A 22701-nucleotide genomic window follows, 5' to 3' on the forward strand; every position below is an offset into this window, starting at 1 on the left:
GAGAGTCTTCATGAAGCCGATAGCGGACTGGGATGAGGCCTACTTGAATAGTCTTATTCAAGTGGGCGAGCAGGAAAGCCTCACCTTAGACTATAAAGCGTCTGCCGCACTGGCTAAGGGCGATAAGGAGAAAAACGATCTTAGCAAAGATGTCTCGGCGTTCGCTAACTCGGCGGGCGGACTTCTCGTCTATGGGATCGTGGAGGACAAGCACGTCCCCATCGGTATCGACACTGGCGTTGATCGCAACGTGATCACGAAAGAATGGCTCGAAAGCGTTATAAAAAGCAGGATTCAGCCTGTCGTGGACGACTTGGCGATCAAGCAGATCGATCTGCCGAGCAAGGGCGTCGATAAGGTGGCGTATGTCGTAGAAGTGCCCGCGGCCACGTCTCGGGCTCCGCACCAAGCGTACGACCACCGGTACTATAAGCGGTTCAATTTCGAGTCCACTCCGATGGAGGACTACGAAGTCCGCGACCTCATGCGCCGCAGCCTTGAGTTCGGGAAGAAGTATGCCGCCGCATGGGATTTGCTGGTCGAGATACGCCGCATAAGCGCTGCGGCTACCGAGCGGATGGGCCTCGGCAATAACTGGGTGCCGAGAGAGCGCCTGATGGTCGGCGTCTCGCAAGACCTCAGGTCGGCAGGGATCGCGCTAGTATCGCTCGCGAAGCCCGTTCGCGGTCAAGTCTCGCAAATCATTCAGATAGTCGGTCGGTTCAACGCCATCGTCGAGACGGTCGATCCTGGGCAGTTGGAAAACGCCCGCATGTCGGACTCTCTCCGAGAGCAGATCACCAACTTGATAGGGCTGTGCAGTTCGGTCGCCAACGGCCTCACAGAAGTGCTTGAGAGAGAGCCATGAACACGTCGCCTTGGCAAACCGCCGAGCAAACCTACCGCGCCATTGGACGGTTCATCTTCGAGTTCTCTCAACTCGAATATGCGATCCGGCATTACGTCGCGGAAGAGGCGCGTATCGAAGAAAAATTCTTCAATGCCATCATGACGCACGACTTCGCACGGCTATGCACGGGCGCGATTGACGTGTTTCGGGAATCAATACCAAGCGAAGAACGGTTCAAGCGAATGGAGGCGCTGCTAAAGCGGGCGAAAGGCCTGGGCGACGACCGCAATCGGGTCGCGCATGGGCTATGGGTGCCGTTTGTAGAGGGCGGAAAAATCTTTCACGTGCCGAGCAATCTAAAGCAGAAGGTATCGACCGATCAGGTAACGGTGTTGGAGGGGAAAGCGGACCTTGCATGTGAACTGAGGGCGAACATCGAGGCCTGCGCTTTGGACATGGAATGGATGCAGCATCAAGTGTCGAAATCCGGAGCGTAGCTGACCCAACATGAATAAATCATGACGTCCGCTTGTGCCCTGAACTGACGTAGCCGGTGCCTACCGGCAAGTCCGCTTTCGGCGGAAAGCCGGACGCAGATCAAGTGCGCGCGTCACCGGACTGGAAGCGCCGCCTCCGGATCGGAGGTCGGCTAGTTGATGACAATTCGGCAAAGATCGGATGCGCGACGTTTTTCGACGCGCAACTGCTCTACGCATACACTGGGCTTAGCGGCGCAGGCCTAATTCCCGAACCCGACGAATACCGTGGCTTCCTCGACGGACTTTCGCTCCGACACGACTGCGTTTGCCGGAAAGGTTTCATCCGGCCAGCCCAGCGCGATGCTTTTCATGATGACCTGATCGTCGGCTATTCCCGCGTGCTCGCGCACCACGGGTGATTGCATGATGCCCTGGCTGTTGATCACGGCGCCGAGCCCGCGAGACCAGGCGGCATTGACCAGGGCGGTCGCCACGGCACCGCAATCGAAAGGCGTGTCGTCGCTGCCATCAAGCGCTCGGTCATAGGTAATGATCACGCAGACCGGCGCGTCGAATTGACGGAAGCCGCGCAGCACCCAGTCCTGGCGCTTGTCCTTGTTGTCGCGCTCGATCCCCATCGCGGAGAATAATTGCTTGGCGACGCCGACCTGCCGGTCGCGGTGCTTGCCTGCAAAGGGCTGCCCCGTGCGGAATTCGCGCGACTGCGGGATGCCCGCCACCATCCGCTCGGTGTTGCCGGCGCGGATCCGGTCCAGCGGTTCGCCGGTGATGACGTAGAAATTCCACGGCTGGGTGTTCATCGACGACGGTGCGCGCATCGCCAGGCCAATGATTTCCGCAATCAGCGCCTTGGGTACCGGATCAGGCCTGTAACCGCGGATACTCCGGCGACCGAGGATAACGTCATCAAACTGCATCTGTGTGGAATTCCCTGACAACTTTTGAATCAGCCCCGATTTTCGTGGTTTCTGCACCCATGCGCAAGCGACGAGCCGCCACCTGCGCATGGCCCGCGACGGTACCAGCTGGAAAGGCGCGCAGGCTTTTCAGGCCGTTGCTCAAATGGTGGGTTTTGATCGAGGAAGGACGAAAATGCTTTATCTTTCAACAGGAGTTGACTGACACTCTCTCCGCCATTTGTGCGATGTCCGGCCCGGAGACATGGGTAACAGAACGTACCTAAGACATGGGTGACAACCTCGTGCCGATCGGGCTGTCGAGTGGTTGCAAGGTTTTCTGCTCCAGCGGATTGTCAATGTCGACCACCGCCGTATCCAGCAACTCCGATGAACAAGTTCAATAGCCGTCGCAGGCGTGCGGCCGGTCCGGACAGGAACGCGGGAATCCACAGACGCCGACGCTCACAAATCGTTCCCAAACCTTGACCAATCGATACCTGATCCGTGCATCAACCTGGGGCAGCAATTTTGAGCGTTCCCGCGCTCAAAGGCTGCCGACCCCCGCGCTGTTGGCCACTACGACCGACAGCGGCGCATCGATTTCATAGGTCAACCCTGCAGGCGCGAAACTGATCTTTGGTTGCGCACCAAAATCCTCCGCCGCGGCCTTTTCAAGCACCGTACGACCAAAGCCTTGCCGGGTCGGAAGGATGACGGCCGGTCCGTCGCTTTCCAGCCATTGAAACTTGAACCTAGACTCGGCGCCCGCGTCTTCGATCGACCAGCGGATCGAGACCTGGCCGTCAGGCACGGACAGCGCACCGTACTTGGTGGCATTGGTAGCGAGTTCGTGCACAACGAGCGCGAAGGTCTGCGCCACTTTCGGATTCAGCATCACGTCGGGGCCAATAGCCTTGACCCGGTTGGAGAAGGCTTCGAACTCAAGACGGATGATCTCCGCTACGGCAGCACCTTCGAATCCCGTCGTCAGCAGCGCCGATTGACTTTGCGCGAGCGCCTGTATACGGCGCGTGAGCACGTCGCGCGCCTCGGCGAGCGATCGCGTGCCGGACAGGCTGAGTGATGCGATGGATTGAATCACGGCCAGCAGGTTCTTGCCCCGATGCGCAAGTTCCTTCGTGAGGAGCCATTGACGCTCCTCGGCGTTGCGTTCGTTCGTGATGTCGGTGTTGGTGCCGAACCAGCGAACTAAATTGCCGTCGGCGTCTCGTATGGGTACAGCCCGCGAGAGGAACCAACGATAATTACCGTCCTTGCCTCGCAGCGGGAACGTGTCCTCCCAGATTTCGCCGGTTTCCTGAGAATGCGTAACACGGGCCACGACGCGATCAACATGATCGGGGTGTTGTACCTTCCTCCAGCCCCACTCCTTCATTTCCTCGAACGTCGACCCCGTGTAGTCGAACCAACGTTTATTGTACCACGTGACGTCGCCAAGCCGGTCGCATGTCCAGGCGAGTTGCGCCATGTTGTCGGCAAGGATCTGGAATTCCGCGAGACTGTTTCGCGCGGCTTCCTCCGCCCGTTTTCGCTCGGTCAGGTCCACGACGAAAAAAATGCCGATTTCCCCGCCACCTTCGAGACTTCCGCCGCCGATCAGGATTGGAATCCGCCGTCCGTCCTTGTGGAGGAATTCCTTTTCGTAAGGAGCGCAAAAGCCTTTCGCCACGACTTCCGCCACGGCTCGCTGGTCCAAAGCCGCGAATTCAGCCGGTGTCAATTCGGCCCAACTGATTTGACCGGCGGCGAGTTCTTCGCGCGTGTAGCCAATCAGATTGAGCAGCGTATCGTTGGCGTCGGGAACACCGCCATCTTTGGTCCAAAGACCCATGGCCGCCATGTTTCCCGTAAATAGACTGCGAAAACGCGCTTCCGATTCGCGCAGCGCCTTCTCCGCATGTGTACGATCGGTAATATCATTGAACCCGACCAGAATGCCTGCGGGCTGGTCTTCGACTCCCCTCAGCGTGCATGCGTTCACCAGAATGGTGCGCCATCCGATGGATTCGAACTCGTGCGTCACCTCGAATTCGTTAATGACTTTCTTGTTTGGCAAAATTTCTTCGAGCAGTTCGCGCAGCTTCGGAATGTTCCATTGCCGGTTGCCCAGATCGTAGATCAAGCGGCCTTCTGATTTTTCCTCCGATACATGGAATGTGCGGTAGAATGCATCGTTGGCTGTCCGAACGCGCAAATCGGCATCGAGAACCACTAACGGGTTAGGCACGGTGCGAACGATGCTCTCGGCGTAATCACGCGCAGCGCCGACAACCCGTTCCGATCTTTTGAGCGCGTCGATGTCCACCAGCACCAGCACTGCGCCGTCCACTTTGTTGTCGATCGTCAGGTAAGGACGCACGCGCAGGGAATACCAGCGGCCGTCCTTGTCGCGCACCTCGCGCTCGCGCTCGCGGATGGAAGCAATAACTTCGGCAATAAATGTCTCCAGGTCGGTCAGGTCGAGATTGTGCCGTATTTCGCTGATGGGCCTTCCGACATCGGTCGCCATGAGATTGAATTGTTTTTCGGCTTGCGGGCTGAAGCGGCGGATGGTCAGGTCGCGCCCGAACAACACGATGGCCAGGCGAGTCGAGGTCTGGAGATTGGACAGGTCGCTGTTGAGGCGGTTGAGTTCGATGTTGCGGGAGGCCATCTCCTCATTGACGGTGTTCAGCTCCTCGTTCGCCGACTCCAGTTCTTCCTTCGACGTTTCCAGTTCTTCGTTGACGCTCTGCAACTCCTCATTGGCGGACTGGATTTCTTCGTTTGAGGCCTGAAGTTCCTCGTTGGTCGCCTCGTGCTGTTCCTGGATCGATTGCAGGTAATCGCGCGTTTCTGAAAGATTGCGCTCCATGGCCGCGAGACGGCGGGATTCGTCCTTCTTGCGGGCGGGGTGTGGCGTCCTCTTGGCGCCACTCGGCTGCTCGCGGGACGGGACGCCGGGGAACGCGCGGCCTTTTTCGGCATCGTCAAACAGAATCAGGAAGCTACGCTCTTTCAAGCTTTTGAGCGGAATGACTTCCACGTTCACCAGCCGGGTGTCGCCGTTCTGCCCGACCTGCACGTTCTCCTTACGCGCAGGCTTGTTTTCCTTCCTCGCCCTTTTGATGGCGGCGTGCAGCGGCAGCATTAAACCTTCGCGCGCCATTTTCAGCACGTCGAAACTCGCCTTGCCGCTGGGCGGCTCCAGATAAGCGCTGGTCGGGCCGCGGAACTGAAGGACTTGCAGGTCCGCATTCACGAGCACCCCGGGAGGGGCAAATTTATTGACCGTGATGCGGTCGGCCTCGCGCTGCGAGTTCAGTTCGGAGCGGAAACCCTCCGGCCCTGCCTGTCCCCTCTCTGCTGGACGGGGACCGCCCAGCGGGGTCAGCCCCGGAGATCTGCGCTCAGCGAGCCCTTTTCGAACCGCCAGATAAAACGGCGGAGTCGGCGCGGCTTTCCTGGAGTAAATCTTGTGCTTTCGATCTGCCGGCTCAAACAAGTCGGTGAAGCCGCCGATGGATTCCGATTTGCCCAGGAATAGAAACCCCTCCGGTTTCAGCGCATAATGAAACGTAGGAATCAGTTTCTTCTGCAAACCCGACTCAAGATAAATCATCAGGTTGCGGCAACTTACGAGGTCCATGCGCGAGAAAGGTGGGTCGCTCATGAGGTTTTGGCGGGCGAAGACAACCATTTCGCGCAAAGCCTTGTTGATCCGGTAGCCGCCTTCCTCCTCGACAAAAAACCGTCGCAGCCGTTCCGGCGAAACATCCTGCGCGAGGCTTTTGGCGTAAAGACCGTGACGGGCTTTCTCCAGCAACGCATCGTTGAGGTCCGTGGCGAAAACCTGCAGCTTGCGCATGCGGGGCGATTTCTCCGCGGTCTCCACGAACGTCATCGCAATGGAATATGCCTCCTGTCCGGTAGAGCAACCGAGCACCCAAACCCGGCACGGATCATCACCCCGCTGCTGAAGCAGCTTGGGAAACACCTTGCGCTTGAGAATGTCGAAGGCTTCCGGATTGCGGAAAAAACTCGTCACGCTGATGAGCACATCCGAGTACAGGGCGTCGAGTTCCGCGGTGTTGCCCTTCAGGAAAGCGGCATATCCGCCTAGCGTATTGTGCCGGTTCAGCACCATGCGCCGGGTGACGCGCCGCTGAATGGTGGCGGATTTGTAGAGCGCGAAGTCTACCCCGCAATGGTTGCGGAGTACGAGCAGGATCTTTTTGAAACCATCATCTCCTACCCTGCCACGTGCCGCTTCGCTTTCGGCACGAGATTGCTTCGATCCTGTGCGCGGAATCCCGTGACCGCCCGAGGGCAGCGGAGTTTCATCTCCTTCGTGCGAGGTAGCAAACGCCCGATCCGCTTCTGGACGAAATTCAGGGTCATGATGTTGGCCCGCGACATAGGGATGCTTCGCAATGCGAAAGAGTTCTCTCGCGATATTCTCTGGGTCGAGAACAAAATCCACGCATCCTGCCGCAACAGCACTACGCGGCATCGAATTGTAGTGAGCCGTATCATCTTGCGCGAACGTAATCCCGCCCTCGGCCTTGATGGATTCCAATCCCAACGTGCCGTCGGTCGCCGTCCCCGACAGGATCACACCGATTGCGCGCTCGCGCTGGTCCTGTGCCAGCGCATCAAAAAAGAAATCAATGGATCGATGCGCCCCGGCGGTCAGTTGGCGGGGCTGAAGCTTCAGGACGGCATTCGCAATGGTGAGGCTACTGTTGGGGGGAATGACATAGATGTGGTTGGGCTGGACAGGCAGGTCTTTGGTCACCTCGCGCACCGGCAGCGAGGTGACCCGGGACAGCAGGTCCGTCAGCGCGCTTTCCCGGTTCGGGTCGAGATGCTGCACCAGAACAAAGGCCATGCCAGTGTCTGCCGGCAGATGCCGAAGCAACTGCGAGAACGCTTCCAGACCGCCGGCTGACGCACCGATACCGACAATCAGGTGCCGCGTCACCGCGCGGTCAGAAACACGCGTTTTTGTCGCGCGGCCGGACTTCCGAGCGGCTGTTGCCCGGGTCGACTTCTTGCGATGCCGGGTCGCTTTCCCGGCTTGCTTTTTTGCTGCCACCCCTAATACGCCTACTGGCCCTAATAGCGACTGGCTGCCGGTCCGCTGGCAATGTCACTGCGAATGGGCACGCAATTGCCGCCATTATGCATATGGCGGGCCCGGAACATACTCATAATTCGCCGGAGGAACGTCTGGAACTTCATTGAGTGGCTCCTGCCATGGGGTGGCCCCCGCATGTCTTGATCTAATTCCCTCGCGGTCGTCTCCTTCGCCATCGTCGTGCCAATGATCGCAAAAATGCAAAGCTGCGGCAGCTCGACGCTCTGCAGAAATCAAGTTGGCGTCTTGTAAGGCATCGTTCGTTGGAGAGCCGGTTTTCTCGCCTCGCTGGTCCCGTCAAGGGTGAGGACCGCGCAGCGACGGCTGCGCCGTCCTTGATCCCCGTATCTGGATGAGCCACGATGGATTCCCGAACAGATTGGAGGCGAAACGCCAGTTTTCGGCCGTAGCTCAAATGGTGGGTTTTGCCTAAGAAGATCAAAAACGCTTTGTCTTTCAATGAGAGTTGACTGACACTCTCTCCGCCAGCACTCCCTCCCATTTTAAAGCCTCGTGAAATCAGAGACGAGCGCACTCGAAGTAGGCGCGAAACGCGGAGCTTCGGTTCCACAGCCTTTCGGCTCGCCAGTGCGTTATTGTTCTTTCGGGCTCCTGACATGAGAGAGGCGCCGATGTCGAGAAATGGAAAAGCAGCGCCATTGGCTGCGCTCATGCTGAGCCTGTCATTTTGCGGCAGCGTGGCCCAGCCTGTTGGCGCGCCGACGAGCGTTTATGCTCAGGTGGAGACGCCAGCCGGGCGCGAAACGCCCGCCTTGAGCGCCGATGAACGGAAAAAGCTGAGGGAAGAATTGACGAAGGCGCGAGATCGCCAGAACGATCGGGTGAAAGCCAAGGAACCGACGCAAGTGCCTAAATCGAAGCCTGTACCCAGGTCGAAAAAGCCCTGAGAAGCGAGCGGCGGCTTCGCTCGATGGAATTCTACCCGTTCCGAGTGTGCCGCCCGTTAACAGGCGGCTCTTCCATTGGGGTAAATGATCTTGATAGCGGGCCTTCCCGACAGATCAGGATGCAGGCGCGTCCTACTGGCGCAGGAGAAGCGTGTTGCTTCGGGTCTTGCCCGTTTGGCGATAGCCGCGCGATATCATGTCGTCGATACAGTCGTGCTGCCATTCCTCGCGCGACAGGTGCTCGATTACAACGGCGCGCGGCCACAGTGTCTCCGGGGTCTGCGCAAAAAAGCCGGTAAGCACGCGGTCTTCAAAGCCTTCGACGTCGATCTTCAGCGCGTTCATCCGGCCGACGCCGGCGTCCGCGAGAATCTGTTGCAGCGTCAGCGCCGGAACGCGGAAAGCGCGGCTTGAAGATTGGCCGTTGACGATATGGCTCGCGCCGAGATTGTCGCCGTCGGTTTCGATCAGGAGTTCGCCATCGGACGGCCCGGCGGCGGCCGCGACCAGTTTGACCTGCGTGAAACCGGAAGCGGCGTGGTTGAAGGCGAGGCGGGCATGCGCCACCGGATGCGGCTCGACCGCAATGACCGTTCCGCTGCTGCCGACTTTGCAGGCGAGCGTCAGTGCATAGGTGCCGACATTGGCGCCAACGTCGACGAACACGCCGCCATCGGGCGTGTACGCCCGCAGGAAGGAAAGCTCTTCCAGATTGTAGTCGGGATTGAACAGCGCGCCGCGCTCGGTGGCGCTCGCCAGATGGTAAAAGCGAAACGAGGCGCCTTGATACTGCGCATCGACCGGTCCGGCCCGCATCAGGCTGACCAGCCGTGACATCCACGGCCGGAACGCGCCGCGCTTCAGGCCAGAGCGATGCGCCAGCCGGATGATCGCTGCCTGCGCCGCGTTCGGCGCCAACGCTCCGAAGGGCGCGGTGGATCTATCGTTGTCGTGTCGCACGTTAGTGCCCGCTTTCCGAAGTTCGTGCTCCATCGCAGCGCCCACCTTCACGAACTTCGGAAAGTCATGGGCACTAACAAATTTATTGATTCTAGTACCGCTTTATCGATCTGAAGTCCCTGATCGAATTCGCCGCTTGTGGTACAGGGACTTCAGATCGCGGTACTGGAGCTCCGGTTCCGAAGTTCGCAAGATATCGCGGTAGCCTCTGATGCGAACTTCGGAATCAAAGGAGCTCCAGCAACTTATTAATTCTAGTGAAGCTTTGACGCTGACGTTCCTTTGAAAAGGTCGCCGAGAAATTGAAAGGAACGTCAGAGTCGCTTCACTAGGCTCACTGTATCCAGTTCGACGGCTGGAACAGCCGCTTGATCTTCGAGGAGAAGCCGTGACGGCTCTGCTCGCGGTCGACGACAGATTGGTCGGTCACCCAGTTCAGCTGGATGGCGCGGCGCTTGCCCTCAAAGGGGTGATGGCCGTGCCATGAGTTGTCCGACCGTTTGAAGATCAGCAGCGTTCCGCCGGACGGCTCGACTTCGGCGACATAATTTTCGAGATCGGAATCGTTGCGCAACAGGCGCAGGCGGCCGGTCGAACTCTCCCAGGAATCGTCGTTCATGTAGAGCAGGACGGTGATGATCTTGGTCTTGGAGTCCGTATGAATCTGGCCGTCGCGGGTCCGGCAGAAGCCTCGGACCGTGTACATCGTCGGTCGGCCGGCCAGATCGATGTCGAATTTCTCCTCGACGATGCTCCGAAACGATGATCCCAGCAACTCGTCGATGAGGTCCTTGAAATGTCCGGAAATCTTCAGGCCGGCAGGCGGATGGGAGCCGGGACCGGGCACGACGGGATAGTCGGCCAGGACCTCTTTCAGCCGCTGCTGATCGACGAAATTCTTCACGATCAGATATTCGAACGGATCGTGTTCAAGAGGCGTCGAGCGAAGCATGTCGAGTTTCAGCATGGTTCCTCCTGGTACTGGGCCTCGTCCGGATGAACGGAGAGCTTGTTCCCAGCAGCGGTTTGTCGCTCCTTTCGCGACAGGCCAAGCGGTCCTTGTCCTTCGGCCCACAGGCGGTCGTAGACGGCGCGGATGCCGCGAGCCTCGGCCGCAAGCGAGAAGTTCGTGTGCACGAATTCCAGCGCCGCCCGGCCGTGTTCTTTAGCAAGATCGGGGCTGCGAAAATAGGGCTCGATCGCAGCGGTAAGGGCTTCCCCATCGCCCGCAGGCACGATGGCACCGTTGACCCCGGGCCTGATCATCGACGGAAAGGACCCGGCATCGGAGGCGACGACCGCGGTCTGCGAGGCCATCGCCTCCAGAGGCGTCAGGCCAAAGCCTTCCTGGCGCGACGGTGCCACGAACAAGGTGAAGCGCCGATACCATATGGCGATATCGTCGACATCGCCGAGAAGCAGGATGCGCTGCGTCAGGCCCGCGGCCGCGATCTTCGACCTCAGCTCGCGCTCAAAGCCCAAATTGTCGGATGTGGTGCGGCCGGTAATGATCGCGGTCCAGTCCGGATATTGCGGCAGCAGCCGCAACATCGCATCGACGAACAGGTCGGTGCCCTTTTGATGGCGAATCCGCCCCGTACAGCCAACGGCGTATTTGCCCGGCAGACCGGCCACCGAAAAGTCGTCAGCCGGATCGCGCGCGGGGTAGAATTGCTGGAAATCCGTTCCGTGCGGCACCACCGTATACGGTACATCGAGGAAACTTCCCGAACGCTCGCTGGTCGTGATGACGGCGTCCATCCGCCGCAGCATCCAGCGGGTCAGCGGCTTATGCCGGCGCTGGCCGGCCGAATTGAAAATCAGCCGCAGCGGCGCGCGCAGCACGTCTCTTAGCAAAAGGCCCGCCATCATCTCGTTGTTGCGGCGGCAGTGAAAGATTCGGAATGGCCGATGGGCCGGGCGGCGAAACAGCTTTGGAACGTCGCGCCAACGCATGCGCGGGACCCGCGCCGGCAAGTCGAAGCCGAGCGCTGCGATTTTCAACGTCTTCGCCTGCTCCGGCACCAGCTGCACCACCGCGGTCGTGCCGCCGGATCGGCGCCAGTTGAAATTCGTCGCGACCACTTCGATTTCCGAAAAACCGTCCGTCAAGCCGATGATCCCTGTCAGCGCGGTGAGCTATCGCAGGTCATAGCAGCGCCCGACGTGCCGCACAAAGCGATGGGAGGGAAGTCCCCGCCAGAGGCAAAAAGGATTTCATGACGGCCTTCTAAGCCCTGGATTTGGGAAAAACCAAGTAAAAACGTCGCAAAACGTCCGAAAGAGGCCCGCGCTGGGGAAACGCACGAGCCGATTACCGGGCAGGCCGGCTTTTGTCATCAGCACGACAAGGCGTCCGGTTCCCCGGCCAGCTCCGGGCGTCGGTCCTGTCGGCCTGCGCGCGACCGGCCGGCTCGCCCAGAGCGGGAGATGGAGCACCGGTGTGAAGTTGAACCGCCGACGGAAACCCCCGATTGTTCCGGCGCAGATCGGGGGTTCTGAGGATGATCAGTAATGCGGGTCGTACATCTGCTGCTCGATATACCCCATCATGTCATTCGGCCGGGCAGCTGTTGCGAGGCCGCGCTTATAGGCGACCTCGGCGACCGCAGCGGCAATATGGGCCGAGACCTCGCGGATCCGCGGCAGCGAGGGATAAAGGCTGCCCTGCTCGATGTCCTCCTGGGTGACCAGGTAGGCCAGCGTGTGCGCGGCAGCCATGAACATCTCGTCGGTCACGAGCTTCGATCCGCTCGCGATCGCCCCGAGCCCGACGCCCGGAAAGATGTAGGAATTGTTGCCCTGGCGCGGCACGAATGTCTTGTCGTCGAGCTTCACCGGATCGTAGGGACTACCGCATGCGAACAGTGCCCGGCCGCCGCTGTGGCGATAGGCCTCCTCGGCGGAGCATTCCGCCTTCGACGTCGGGTTGGAAAGCGCAAACACGATCGGCCGGTGGTTGATCTCGACCATTGCCTGAAGCACTTCCGGCGTGAAGGCGCCGCCGACAGCGGCGACACCGATGATCGCGGTGGGCTTCAGGGTGCGGATCGCGGTGAGGAAGTCTTTGACCGGCGCGCGATCGTGCGCGTAGCGCTTCTTGTGCTCGGTGAGCCCTTCGCGGTTCTTCACGACAAGGCCGCGTGAATCCACCAGCCAGTTGCGCTCGATCGCCTCAGTTTCCGAGAGGCCATCGGCCATCATCGCCGAGACGATGAGATCGGCGATGCCCGTCGCCGCTTCCCCGGCGCCGAGGAACAGCACCTGTTGATCGGCGAGCTTGCCGCCGCTCACGCGCAAGGCGGAGAACAGTCCGGCCAGCGCGACCGCCGCCGTCCCCTGAATGTCGTCGTTGAAGACCGGAATTTCTTCACGGTATTTGTGCAGCAGACGGAACGCGGAGTGATTGGCAAAATCCTCGAACTGGATCAGCACGCCGGGAAAGGCGGCACGCGCAGCGGTGATGAATTCATCGACGAATTCGTCGTACGCCGCACCGCTCAGGCGCTTCTGGCGCAGGCCGATATAATAGCGGTCGTTGAGGAGGTCCTGGTTGTTGGTGCCGACGTCCAGCATGATCGGCAGGCAATGCTCGGGGTGCACGCCCGCGCAGGCTGCGTAAAGCGAGAGCTTGCCGACCGGAATACCCATGCCGTGGGCTCCGAGGTCACCTAATCCAAGAATGCGTTCGCCGTCGGTCACGACGATCAGCTTGGCGGGATAAGGCCAGTTGCCGAGCAGTTCGGCGATGCGGCCCTTGTCGTTAGCGCTGATGAACATGCCGCGCGGACGCTGGAAGATCAGCCCGTAACGCTGGCAGGCCAGTCCCACCGTCGGGGTGTAGATCAATGGCTGGATTTCATCGATGTTGTCGCAGACCACACGAAAGAACAGCTCTTCGTTGCGGTCGTGCAGCGAATTGAGGGCGATATATTTTTCGAGATCGTTGGGGAGGCTGCGCAGATTGGTCAGAACGCGCGCCACCTGCTCCTCCATCGAGAGCACATGAGCGGGAAGAAAGCCGCGCAAGCCAAGCGCGTCCCGTTCGGCTTCGGTGAAAGCCGTCCCCTTGTTGAGCAGCGGGTCGCGCAACAGCGCGAGGCCATGCGGAGAATCCGGGATTTGAGAATATGGCGTCATCGCCCGAACTGGCGCGATCATGGCGTTTCCTCTCTCGTTCTTGGCTTTCGCCTTATTTGGCTTCGCTGTCCCGCTTTGAAACGGAAGACGGCTAGGTTCAAGAAGAAACCAAATGGCGTCCTTCTGCAATCATTTTGCATTGACCAGAATTCAGGTTTGAAAGCAACCGTGACGGGTCGCAAGTACATGATGACCATATTGCTGGCATATCAGACCTGCCATGAAGGCAATGTATTGCGCCGCGAACCGATTTGACTCCAGATGAAACGATTCTATGACTCTGATCATTATCCGCGCTGCAACAACGTCCCGGGTTTTTGGCCATCGCAGCGCGGAACAAAAACTCGAAGGCTCGTTCATGCGCGTCATCAATGTCGCCGCTGCTCAAATGGGCCCCATTCAGCGCGCCGAGAGCCGTCAAGCCGTGGTCCCGCGCATGGTTGCGCTGATGGATGAGGCCAAGCGCCGCGGGGCCGATCTGATCGTTTATCCGGAACTCGCACTCACCACGTTTTTCCCGCGCTGGTATATGGAAGATCAGGCCGAGGTCGACGCCTGGTTCGAGCGCGAGATGCCGAATGCGGCAACGAAGCCGCTGTTTGCCCGCGCCGCCGAGCATCGAATGGCCATGAGCCTCGGCTACGCAGAACTCACGCCGGGCGGACATCGCTTCAACACCTGCATCCTGACCGACAAGTCCGGCAAGATCGTCGGCAAATATCGCAAGACGCATTTGCCAGGGCATTCCGAATTCGATCCCGCGCGCTCCTTCCAGCATCTGGAAAAGCGCTATTTCGAACCAGGCGACACCGGCTTTCCGGTGTGGCGCGCCATGGGTGGCATTTTCGGCATGGCGATCTGCAACGACCGGCGCTGGCCCGAGACCTACCGCGTGATGGGGCTGCAAGGCGTCGAGATGGTGGTGCTCGGCTACAACACCCCTTCGGTCAATTCGCAGAAGAGCGACGAGGGCCCGGAAACGCGGCTGTTTCACAACCGCCTGTCGGTGCAGGCTGGCGCCTACCAGAATTCAACCTGGGTGGTGGCCGTCGCCAAGGCTGGCGTCGAGGATGGGTTTCCGCTGATCGGCGGCAGTCTCATTGTCGATCCCAACGGCGAGATCGTTGCGGAAGCCAAGACGGAAGGTGATGAATTGCTGCTGCATCCGTGCGATCTCGATGCGACGATCTTCGGCAAGACGACCATCTTCGATTTTGCGCGGCATCGCCGCATCGAGCACTATGGTTTGATCACGAGCCGCGCCGGCGCCGTTCCACCGCCGGAAGCTTGAGACGCCATTCTGTATGTCGACCGCATAGCAGTTCGCGGAACTACTTGGAGCCGATCAACATGACGTTCGCGCTCGACCACGTCGTGATCAATGTCCTGTTCGACATGGACCGTGCCGCAACGCTGATGTCGGAGCTTGGCTTCACGCTGACGCCGCGCGGCTATCATTCGCTCGGTTCGATCAATCATCTTGTCATGTTCGAGCACGATTATGTGGAACTGTTAGGTCTGCCGTCCGGTACGGATAAAGTCCGCAAGGACCTCCTCGAAAGCCCGCGCGGTCTGAACGGGCTGGTGTTCAAAGCCAACGATGCCGACACCACACAACGTACGCTGCGTGACGCTGGCGTTGCCATGCTCGAGCCCCAGAGCTTTTCGCGCCCCGTCACCATCGACGGCGTCGAGCATGAGGCACGCTTTCGGACTGCGCGCACCGCGCCGGAACTATTTGAAGCGGGAAGGGTCTATTACTGCCAGCATTATACGCCGGAATTGGTCTGGCACCGGCCGTGGATGTTGCATACGAACGGCGTTTGCGGACTGAAGGAGCTCGTGATCGTGACCTCGATTGCGGAGGTCGACGTGCTGCGCTACGCGAAAGCGGCGCAATCCTCTCCCTTGAGAGAAGGAGACGACTGGTGGATCGTGCTACCGGGCGGCTTTCGTCTTACCCTGATTTCGCCCGAGCGTTATCGTGCGCGTTATGGCGAACTAGGGGTCCAGGCTGATGGCCGTGGCAGCCTCTTCGGCGCGCTGGTATTCGACGCGCCCGATCTGAAGCGTATCGGCAACCTTGCTTCGTCCATCGCCGATCTGCGCGTTGAAAGCGAGCATGGTTCTCTGCGCGTGCAGGCGCCGTCCCTCAATACCCTGTTCGAGTTTTGCTGAAATCGTCAGGCTGAGGCGGCTGTCCGCCCAAGCCGCTCGGCTGCCATGCCGCGGAGCGTCTTGCGGTCGAGTTTGTTGGTCGATGCCAGCGGAAGACTGTCGACGAACCAGATCGAGCGCGGATGCTGGTAAGCCGGCGCATTGGCGAGCGCAAAAGCCTTCAGCTTCGCTTCATCGAGATCGCTGCCTTCGCGCTTGACCACAAACGCCACCGGTTTGGTTCCCTTGATGTCGTCGTCGACCGGCACGACGCAAGCCTGGATGACGTCGGGATGGGTCTCCAGCATCTTCTCGACCTCGCCGGGGAAGATATTTTCGCCTCCGCTCACGAACATGTCGTCGGTGCGTCCGACAAAGAAGTGGAAACCGTTTTCATCGCGGCGAAAGACGTCACCGGTGACATAGAATCCGTCTGACTTGATCGGCGAGGGGACGTCCGGGCGGTTGTGGTAACCGTTCATGATCGCGGGGCTTTTCATTTCGAGTACGCCGGTATTGGAAGGCTTGCCGTCTTCGCCGATCAAGCGCACCTGCACCTTCGGATGCGGATAGCCGACCGACAAATCGGGCTGGGGCAAGCCTTTCGGATGCGGTCCGAACACGACGGGGCCGCCTTCGGTCGTGCCGTAAGCGTTGGTCACGGCAGCGCGCGGAAGGGCGTGGTGGATCGCGTCCATCAGACTTTGGCTGACCGGCGCCGATCCCATCCGCAAATAGCCCACGCTGGAGAGGTCGGTCGCCGCGAACCGCTCCTTGTCGTTGAGCATCATCGCGATCATGGGCGGCACGGCCGTGAGCCAGGTGCAGCGATAGTTCTCGATGGCCTTGAGGTAGAGTTGGGTCGTGAATTGCGGGAGCAGAACGATCGTTGCGTGGGCCGCATGTGCCAGCTGGCTCATGGCGAGCGCGTTCATATGATAGAGCGGCGCTGCAACCAGGAAACGATGCTGGCTCATGTCCTGCGCGGACATGCGCTGTTCGACCACCCAGATATGGCTCTGATGCGAGAGCACGACGCCCTTCGGCCGCCCGGTCGAGCCCGACGTATAAAGAAACATCGCGGGCTCGCGGTCGGCCGGGATGATCGGCGTAAACGGCCCGGTCTTGAGGAAGGCTGCGAAGTCTTCGCTCCCGTCGCCGCCATCAAAGCCGATGCGCGGCACATCTTTCGGCGCGTTGTTCGATCGCGGCGCGTCGCAGAACACGAGTCTGGCGCCGGAATCGTGAACGATGTAGTCGATCGTCGCCGGCGGGAATTTGAAGTTGACCGGCACCGCGACGAAGCCGGCGCGCATGATGCCGTGCACGGTCGTAAGATATTCGAAGCGATTGGACGACAGGATCGCGACGCGGTCGCCGCGTACCAGACCACGCGCGCCAAGCGCCCGCGCGACGGCATTAGCTTGGGTTTCAAAATCGCGGTAGCTGAAGCGGCGCTCGGGGCTTGTGCCGAGATCGAAAATCGCGATCTTGTCTGGATCGCCCTTTAGAGAGGTCAGGGCTCCCAGATTTGAGAACGAAGGGATAGCAGCCACGACTAGTGGTCCGATTCTAACATTTGCATCCCTTTACAGCGGCCACTTTTGCAAATGTTAGAATTAAAAGGACCACTAGCAAATGTATGTTTCTAGTGGAGTTTTGAATTTGACATTCGCGTTGCGAATTCGTGGTCGGGTTTATCGCGAATGTCAAATCCACTCCACTAGCATTCCCGTCAGGCTGGCGGCGCGGTGAGATAGGTACCGCGGCCGCTGGCGAGCAGACGGCCTTCCTTGTCGAAGACCTTGGCTTCCGCCACCGAGAACTGCTTGCCGAAATTCACGATCTCACCGCGGATCGTCAGGACGCCGGGCATCGCCGCGCGGTGGTAGTCGACGCGCAAATCGATCGTCGGAACGCCGCGGCCGGTCTTCGACACCATGGCCCAGTCCGCCGTAAGGTCGACCAGTGCCGCCAGAATGCCGCCATGGGTATAACCGCGATCGGGATTGACTACCCATTCCTCGCGCCAGGTCGCGGTCAGTTCGATCGTGCCTTCGCCCACCGCAACCACCTTCAGGCCGAGCCACTGATGGTAAGGTCCGCGGGATATCTTGCTCTGGACCTCTTCGACGCTTGGAATGTCACTCATCGTACACACTCTCTATTCTTGCTATTCTTGGTCGTCGTCCTTGGCTGTCGAAAGTTGGCTCTCAAGGTGCGACGACGACCTTGCCGATGACCTCGCGGTCCTGAATGAGACGCAGGCCCTCCGCCGCCTTTTCGAGCGGCAGCACGGCGTCGATGACAGGCGAGATCTTCTTCTCGGCGATCATCTTCATCAAGTCGGTCAGGTTATCCTCGTAGAAGCTGTTGGAGCCGATCACCTTCAGCTCGAAGCTCCAGATATAGCGCAGGTCTTCCTTCGGATCATGTCCGGCGGTGGCGCCGCAGACCAGAAGGCTGCCGCCGCGCTTGAGGCACCGCAGCGACGGCACCCAGGTGTCGCCGCCGGTGAAGTTGATCACGACATCGACGCCGCCTTCATGGGTGCGGCGCTGCGGCTTGCCGAATTTCTCGATCGCCCATTTCGAGAAATCCACTTCCCTGTAGTTGATCGCCTCGTCGGCACCCATCGCCTTGAGCTTTTCGAGCTTGCCGGCGCTGCTCGCACAGGCGATCACTTCGGCGCCCAGCAGCTTGGCAAGGATGACGCAGCCGGTGCCGACGCCGCCGCTCGCGCCCAGGATCAGGACACGGTCGCCCTTCCTGATGGTATTGTGCGTGACCAGCATGCGGTGCGCGGTGCCATAGGCAACGGGCAGCGAGGCGGCTTCCTCGAAGCTGACGCCGTCCGGCATGGCGATCAACTGATCGGCCTCGACAAGACAATATTCCGCCATGCCGCCATCGAGCATTTCGCCCATCAGGCCCTTTTTCTTGTTGAGCGGATTGACGAGCACGCGGCTGCCGACCTTCCAGCCCGACACGCCTTCGCCGATCTCGGTGATCTCGCCCGCCATATCGAGGCCAATCACGACCGGCAGCGGCACCTTGATGCCAGGCATGCCCTTTACCGTAAAAACGTCGTGGTAGTTGAACGATGAGGCACGCACGCGGATCACGGCGCTTCCCGGCTTCGCCTTGGGTCTCGGGTGGTCATTCACCAGCTGAAGATTTTCCAACCCGCCGTGTTGGCGCAGAAGCAGCGCCCGCATCGTTTCTGACATCTCGTGTTCCTGTTTGCTCGCGATCGGGCGGCAAGGCGCCTGATCGCACGGAGCGCAGTTTGCTGAGAGGCGCTGCAAGATCAAGCGCCAATCCTCGCAACCCACCCATTCGAGAAGGATTCCGCACCTTGGGAGGTGAAAGCGCAAAACCCTTCACGTCGCGGGGTCAGGACGCATCCTGCATGGCCGCCTCAAGGATCACCTCGATCGATGAAGAAAGACTGGCGTTGAGCTTGGTTCCTCGCTGTCTGGCGAAGTGCATCGCGACGTCAGTCAGAACGCCGCGAAGCTGGTCCGGCCGCACTACCTCTTGCTGCGCTTGCCTCAACGGCAGACATTCGGCCAACAGCCGATTCTCGATTTTTTCGGCTTCAAGTTCGAGCGCCTTCACCTGCGAACGGAATGGTTCGGTCGCGCTGCCCGGCGCCGGCGCTGGTCCCGTCTTCAATTCGGTGCGGATGGCTCGCAGCTTTCGCATAATCTGCTCGCGCCAGGGGCGACAGGATGCGTCCAGTGCGTTGATCTCGTCCGCCGTCAACGGAATCCGATGTTTGACCGCCGCGAATGCCGACATCAACAATAGCATCACGTCGACGCCCAATTCGCTTTGCAAGGTGAGGCAGGCCTCTGCGACGCCGGGCCGGACATAGATGGCGAGAGCGAAAGCCCAGCTTTCGGCTGCAATCTCGGGCGCCGACCTCATTCGCCGTTCTTGATCGAGTTCAGGCCGCCCCAGCGGCTGACAGCCGTGTTTTCGATCTCAAAGAGGTCAAGCACGCGTCCAAGCGTATGGTCGACCATCTGCTCCAGGCTTGCGGGCCGCGCGTAAAACGCCGGAACCGGCGGGTAGACGATCGCGCCCATTTCAGTCGCCGCCGTCATCGCGCGCAGATGACCAAGATGGAGGGGCGCTTCGCGAACCATCAGCACAAGACGGCGGCGTTCCTTGAGCACGACGTCGGCCGCGCGCGTGACCAGCGAAGAGGTGACGCCGGTTGCAATCTCCGCGAGGCTTCGCATCGAGCACGGTGCGATCACCATGCCCATGGTCTTGAACGATCCGCTGGCGATCGAGGCGCCGATATTGTCGACCGGATGAACCACGCTGGCGAGCGCCGAAACCTCGGCAACATCGATGTCCGTCTCCTGCGTCAGCGTGATCTTGGCCGACCGGCTCATCACGAGATGGGTTTCGATCTCGGTCTCCTGCAACAATCTGAGCAGCCGGACGCCATAGATCGCGCCGGAGGCGCCAGTCAAGCCGACGATTAATCGCTTCGGATGTGAGGTCATCTGAATGAATTTAGGTTAGGTCAAAAACAGCTTCGGCCGCATTAGCATAGTCTCCTCGCGGCGTTAAGCTGATCGCAGTCGCGCAGGTCTTTCGGAGCTTGCTGCCATGGGTTAGCTTGATTGAAATCGGCGACGAAGCGGATGTAAGGAACGCGTCACACCCATCGGCCTTAATCCCGTGGGCGATCGTTCCGAGAATGAGGCGAGGGAGCAGGCGATGGAGGCAAGGCGTTCCAATACAGGCGAGGCGGCGCATCCCGATTTGCGCGACTGGCTGCGCCAGCTTGCCGGCACCGACCGCCTGGCGGTCGCGCACAAGGGCGTTTCGCTGATCGACGAGTTGGCGGCGATCGCCAAGAAGCTTGAGAACGAACGCGCGGTGCTGTTCCCAGAGCCCGGCCAGCACAAGATCCCTGTGATTGCCAATCTCTTCGCCGATCGTGGCTGGATCGCGGATGCGCTCGGCGTGCCGGCTCACGAGCTGCTGTCGACCTTCCAGAATGCCGTGCGCCACCCGCTCCCATGGGTCGAGGTCGCGGCCGGCCCAGTGCAGGAGGTCGTCCACGAGAAGGTCGATCTTCTGAAACAACTACCGATTCCGAAACACAACGAGCACGACAGCGGTCCCTACATCACGGCAGCGCTCCTGATCGCGCGCAATCCGAAGACCGGCATCCAGAACGTTTCGATCCACCGCTGTCAGGTCAGCGGGCCCGACCGTATCGGCGTATTGCTGTTGCCCCGGCACACCCTGCATTATTTCCGGATGGCGGAGGAGGCCGGCGAGAGTCTCGAGATTGCGCTCGCCATCGGCGTGCATCCGGCCTGCATCCTTGCTTCGCAAGCGATCGCAGCCCTCGACAGCGACGAAATGGAAATCGCAGGCGCGCTGCTCGGCCGTCCGATCGAGATGGTGAAGTGCCGCACCAATCGCGTCCGGGTGCCGGCGCATGCTGAGATCGTCATCGAAGGCCGCATTCTGCCGAAAGTGCGCGAGCCTGAGGGCCCCTTTGGCGAATTCCCGCAATATTATGGGTCGCGCGCCGATCGCGAGGTGATCCAGGTCGATGCGATCACCCATCGCAAGAAGCCGATCTTTCACACCATTACCGGCGGCGGCGTCGAACATCTCCTGCTCGGCGGCATTCCGCGCGAGGCGACGCTGCTCGAGCACTTGCAACGAAGTTTTCCGTCTGTGCGCGACGTGCGTCTTACCAGAGGGGGCGCCTGCCGCTATCACCTCGCCGTCAAGATCGACAAGAAAAGCAATGGCGAACCGAAGAACATCATCATGGGTGCGTTCGGCGGTCACTATGACATCAAGCAGGTCGTCGTCGTCGATATGGATGTCAATATCGATGACGAGCGTGAAATCGAATGGGCGGTGGCGACCCGCTTTCAGGCCGACCGCGACCTCGTCCTCGTTTCCGGCGCGCAGGGATCGAAGCTCGATCCGTCCTCGGACAATGGCATTAGCGCCAAGATGGGGATCGACGCCACCAAGCCGCTGTCGACCGACGCGATGGAATTCAAGCGCATTCAGGTCAAGGGCATCGAGAACGTCGACCTCGGCAAGGCGCTCGAGGGCGATCCGAAAGCAGCCTTTGCACGGATTGTCGCAGGTTGACGGCAAGTACGGGCCGTCATCATATAACTGGAATAGCGGCGCGCGGAGCGCGCTATCGGGAACAGTTTCGATGTCGACGGCACTGCGGATTGCGCACGGAGCCTTTGGGCGGGTTGCGCTTCTCGATATGGACTGGTCGCTGGTGCGCCACGCCCATCCGCATTGCCATGTGCTGCTGAAAGTCGAGGGCGCGGATACTCAATTCATCGTCGGCGACCAGGTTTATCCGCTGACCGACAAGGCCGCCGTCCTGGTGAACGGCTGGCAGCCTCACTCCTATGTTCATTATCCGGAGCGGCCGCGCACGATCATCCTCGCGCTCTATATCGAGCCGGAGTGGCTGACAGTGTTCCGGCCCGGCTGGGCGGCGAGCGGCGCCCCCGGCTTCTTCAGCCATCCTTCCGGCGAGGTCTCCGCGCATATCCGCGAACTCGCCATGAATTTGGCCGCCGACATGATGGCTCGTCCGGAGGCGCGCGCCGAGCACGAGGCGCTGCTGTCGGATCTGATGATCGCAGTGATCGAGCGTTTTACGCCGTGGCGAAGCTTTCCGGCCTCGATCCGGGAAATGAGCGCCCGCGCCGGCGATTGGCGTATCCGCAAAGTGGCTGCTTCCATGCGGTCGGAAACCGGACGCGCCGCCGCCCTTGAGACCTTCGCCCGGGAAGCCGGGCTGTCGCGCGCGCATTTTTTCCGTCTGTTCGAGGCGTCCGTCGGCGTGCCGCCGAAGGTCTATCTCAATGTTGTGCGGATGGAGAAGGCGGTCGATGCCGTGCTGCATCAGTCTGCAAGCGTCGCCAATATCGGCCATCAACTCGGGTTTGCCGAGCCTGCCCATTTCACCCGCTTTTTCCGTAACCACGCCGGGGTCTCGCCGCGCGAGTTCCGAAGCGTTTCACGTCTCGCCAGTTGATATTGCGCCGCACATCTTCAACGAATGAGACGGGATGGTAAGTTTCGAGATCACCCGGTATTGCGGGCTCCGAACACCACTGAA

17 protein-coding genes and 1 pseudogene are annotated in these 22701 nt (G+C 60.2%); 7 read left to right on the forward strand and 11 right to left on the reverse strand.

Annotated elements, in window-relative coordinates; genetic code table 11:
• Positions 1 to 10: 10 nt before the first annotated feature.
• Both M6D32_RS24525 and M6D32_RS24530 read left to right on the forward strand, forming a co-directional pair.
• Complete coding sequence (locus tag M6D32_RS24525) at positions 11 to 868, forward strand: RNA-binding domain-containing protein (protein WP_298261181.1); 858 nt, start codon at positions 11 to 13, stop codon at positions 866 to 868.
• Positions 865 to 1347: a hypothetical protein gene (locus tag M6D32_RS24530; RefSeq protein ID WP_298261184.1), complete on the forward strand. Its 483-nt coding sequence runs from the start codon at positions 865 to 867 to the stop codon at positions 1345 to 1347. Before M6D32_RS24525 ends, M6D32_RS24530 begins: the two co-directional genes overlap by 4 nt.
• A 242-nt stretch (positions 1348 to 1589) precedes the next feature.
• Here M6D32_RS24530 and M6D32_RS24535 read toward each other — a convergent pair whose 3' ends face one another.
• Both M6D32_RS24535 and M6D32_RS24540 read right to left on the reverse strand, forming a co-directional pair.
• Positions 1590 to 2267, reverse strand: a complete 678-nt coding sequence (locus M6D32_RS24535; protein WP_298261186.1) for a nitroreductase — start codon at positions 2265 to 2267, stop codon at positions 1590 to 1592.
• 526 nt (positions 2268 to 2793) lie between these two features.
• A complete protein-coding gene (locus M6D32_RS24540) occupies positions 2794 to 7347 on the reverse strand; it encodes a chemotaxis protein CheB (protein ID WP_298261188.1) in 4554 nt (1517 codons plus the stop codon).
• A gap of 674 nt (positions 7348 to 8021) precedes the next feature.
• Between M6D32_RS24540 and M6D32_RS24545 the strand changes: the two genes are divergently transcribed.
• A complete protein-coding gene (locus M6D32_RS24545; protein WP_298261190.1) occupies positions 8022 to 8297 on the forward strand; it encodes a hypothetical protein in 276 nt (91 codons plus the stop codon).
• A 132-nt stretch (positions 8298 to 8429) separates the two neighbouring features.
• Here the strand turns inward: M6D32_RS24545 and M6D32_RS24550 are convergent, their stop codons facing one another.
• The 4 genes and pseudogenes from M6D32_RS24550 to M6D32_RS24565 form a co-directional block, all read right to left on the reverse strand.
• Positions 8430 to 9257 carry an FkbM family methyltransferase gene (locus M6D32_RS24550; RefSeq protein ID WP_298261193.1) on the reverse strand — a complete coding sequence of 276 codons (828 nt, stop codon included), beginning with the start codon at positions 9255 to 9257 and terminating at the stop codon, positions 8430 to 8432.
• Between the two features lie 334 nt (positions 9258 to 9591).
• Positions 9592 to 10224: a 2OG-Fe(II) oxygenase gene (locus tag M6D32_RS24555; protein WP_298261196.1), complete on the reverse strand. Its 633-nt coding sequence runs from the start codon at positions 10222 to 10224 to the stop codon at positions 9592 to 9594.
• Positions 10225 to 10316: 92 nt separating this feature from the next.
• Positions 10317 to 11369, reverse strand: a pseudogene (locus M6D32_RS24560) (glycosyltransferase family 4 protein); the annotation flags it as partial.
• A 396-nt stretch (positions 11370 to 11765) separates the two neighbouring features.
• A complete protein-coding gene (locus M6D32_RS24565) occupies positions 11766 to 13418 on the reverse strand; it encodes an NAD-dependent malic enzyme (protein WP_298261198.1) in 1653 nt (550 codons plus the stop codon).
• Positions 13419 to 13755: 337 nt separating this feature from the next.
• On the opposite strand from M6D32_RS24565, the gene M6D32_RS24570 reads away from it, so the two are divergent.
• Both M6D32_RS24570 and M6D32_RS24575 read left to right on the forward strand, forming a co-directional pair.
• Positions 13756 to 14688 carry an N-carbamoyl-D-amino-acid hydrolase gene (locus M6D32_RS24570; protein WP_298261232.1) on the forward strand — a complete coding sequence of 311 codons (933 nt, stop codon included), beginning with the start codon at positions 13756 to 13758 and terminating at the stop codon, positions 14686 to 14688.
• A gap of 59 nt (positions 14689 to 14747) precedes the next feature.
• Positions 14748 to 15575, forward strand: coding sequence for a VOC family protein (locus M6D32_RS24575; protein WP_298261200.1), 828 nt, complete (start codon positions 14748 to 14750; stop codon positions 15573 to 15575).
• Between the two features lie 5 nt (positions 15576 to 15580).
• Here the strand turns inward: M6D32_RS24575 and M6D32_RS24580 are convergent, their stop codons facing one another.
• From M6D32_RS24580 to M6D32_RS24600, 5 genes are all read right to left on the reverse strand, one after another.
• On the reverse strand, positions 15581 to 17110 hold the full coding sequence (locus tag M6D32_RS24580; protein WP_298261202.1) for a class I adenylate-forming enzyme family protein: 1530 nt from the start codon (positions 17108 to 17110) through the stop codon (positions 15581 to 15583).
• Positions 17111 to 17289: 179 nt separating this feature from the next.
• The gene (locus M6D32_RS24585; protein ID WP_298261204.1) at positions 17290 to 17706 is read right to left on the reverse strand and encodes a PaaI family thioesterase; all 417 of its coding nucleotides are present in this window, start codon (positions 17704 to 17706) and stop codon (positions 17290 to 17292) included.
• A 61-nt stretch (positions 17707 to 17767) separates the two neighbouring features.
• Positions 17768 to 18784 carry a zinc-binding dehydrogenase gene (locus M6D32_RS24590; RefSeq protein ID WP_298261206.1) on the reverse strand — a complete coding sequence of 339 codons (1017 nt, stop codon included), beginning with the start codon at positions 18782 to 18784 and terminating at the stop codon, positions 17768 to 17770.
• 166 nt (positions 18785 to 18950) lie between these two features.
• Positions 18951 to 19487 carry a TIGR02444 family protein gene (locus M6D32_RS24595; protein ID WP_298261208.1) on the reverse strand — a complete coding sequence of 179 codons (537 nt, stop codon included), beginning with the start codon at positions 19485 to 19487 and terminating at the stop codon, positions 18951 to 18953.
• The gene (locus M6D32_RS24600) at positions 19484 to 20077 is read right to left on the reverse strand and encodes a UbiX family flavin prenyltransferase (RefSeq protein ID WP_298261210.1); all 594 of its coding nucleotides are present in this window, start codon (positions 20075 to 20077) and stop codon (positions 19484 to 19486) included. The genes M6D32_RS24595 and M6D32_RS24600 overlap by 4 nt, the downstream gene beginning before the upstream one ends.
• A gap of 217 nt (positions 20078 to 20294) precedes the next feature.
• Here M6D32_RS24600 and M6D32_RS24605 point away from each other — a divergent pair, with 217 nt between their 5' ends.
• Together M6D32_RS24605 and M6D32_RS24610 are read left to right on the forward strand one after the other, a co-directional pair.
• On the forward strand, positions 20295 to 21704 hold the full coding sequence (locus M6D32_RS24605; protein ID WP_298261234.1) for a UbiD family decarboxylase: 1410 nt from the start codon (positions 20295 to 20297) through the stop codon (positions 21702 to 21704).
• Between the two features lie 70 nt (positions 21705 to 21774).
• Positions 21775 to 22617 carry an AraC family transcriptional regulator gene (locus tag M6D32_RS24610; RefSeq protein WP_298261212.1) on the forward strand — a complete coding sequence of 281 codons (843 nt, stop codon included), beginning with the start codon at positions 21775 to 21777 and terminating at the stop codon, positions 22615 to 22617.
• Positions 22618 to 22701 lie beyond the last annotated feature (84 nt).

The organism is Bradyrhizobium sp. (assembly GCF_027307225.1).
GTDB lineage: Bacteria > Pseudomonadota > Alphaproteobacteria > Rhizobiales > Xanthobacteraceae > Bradyrhizobium.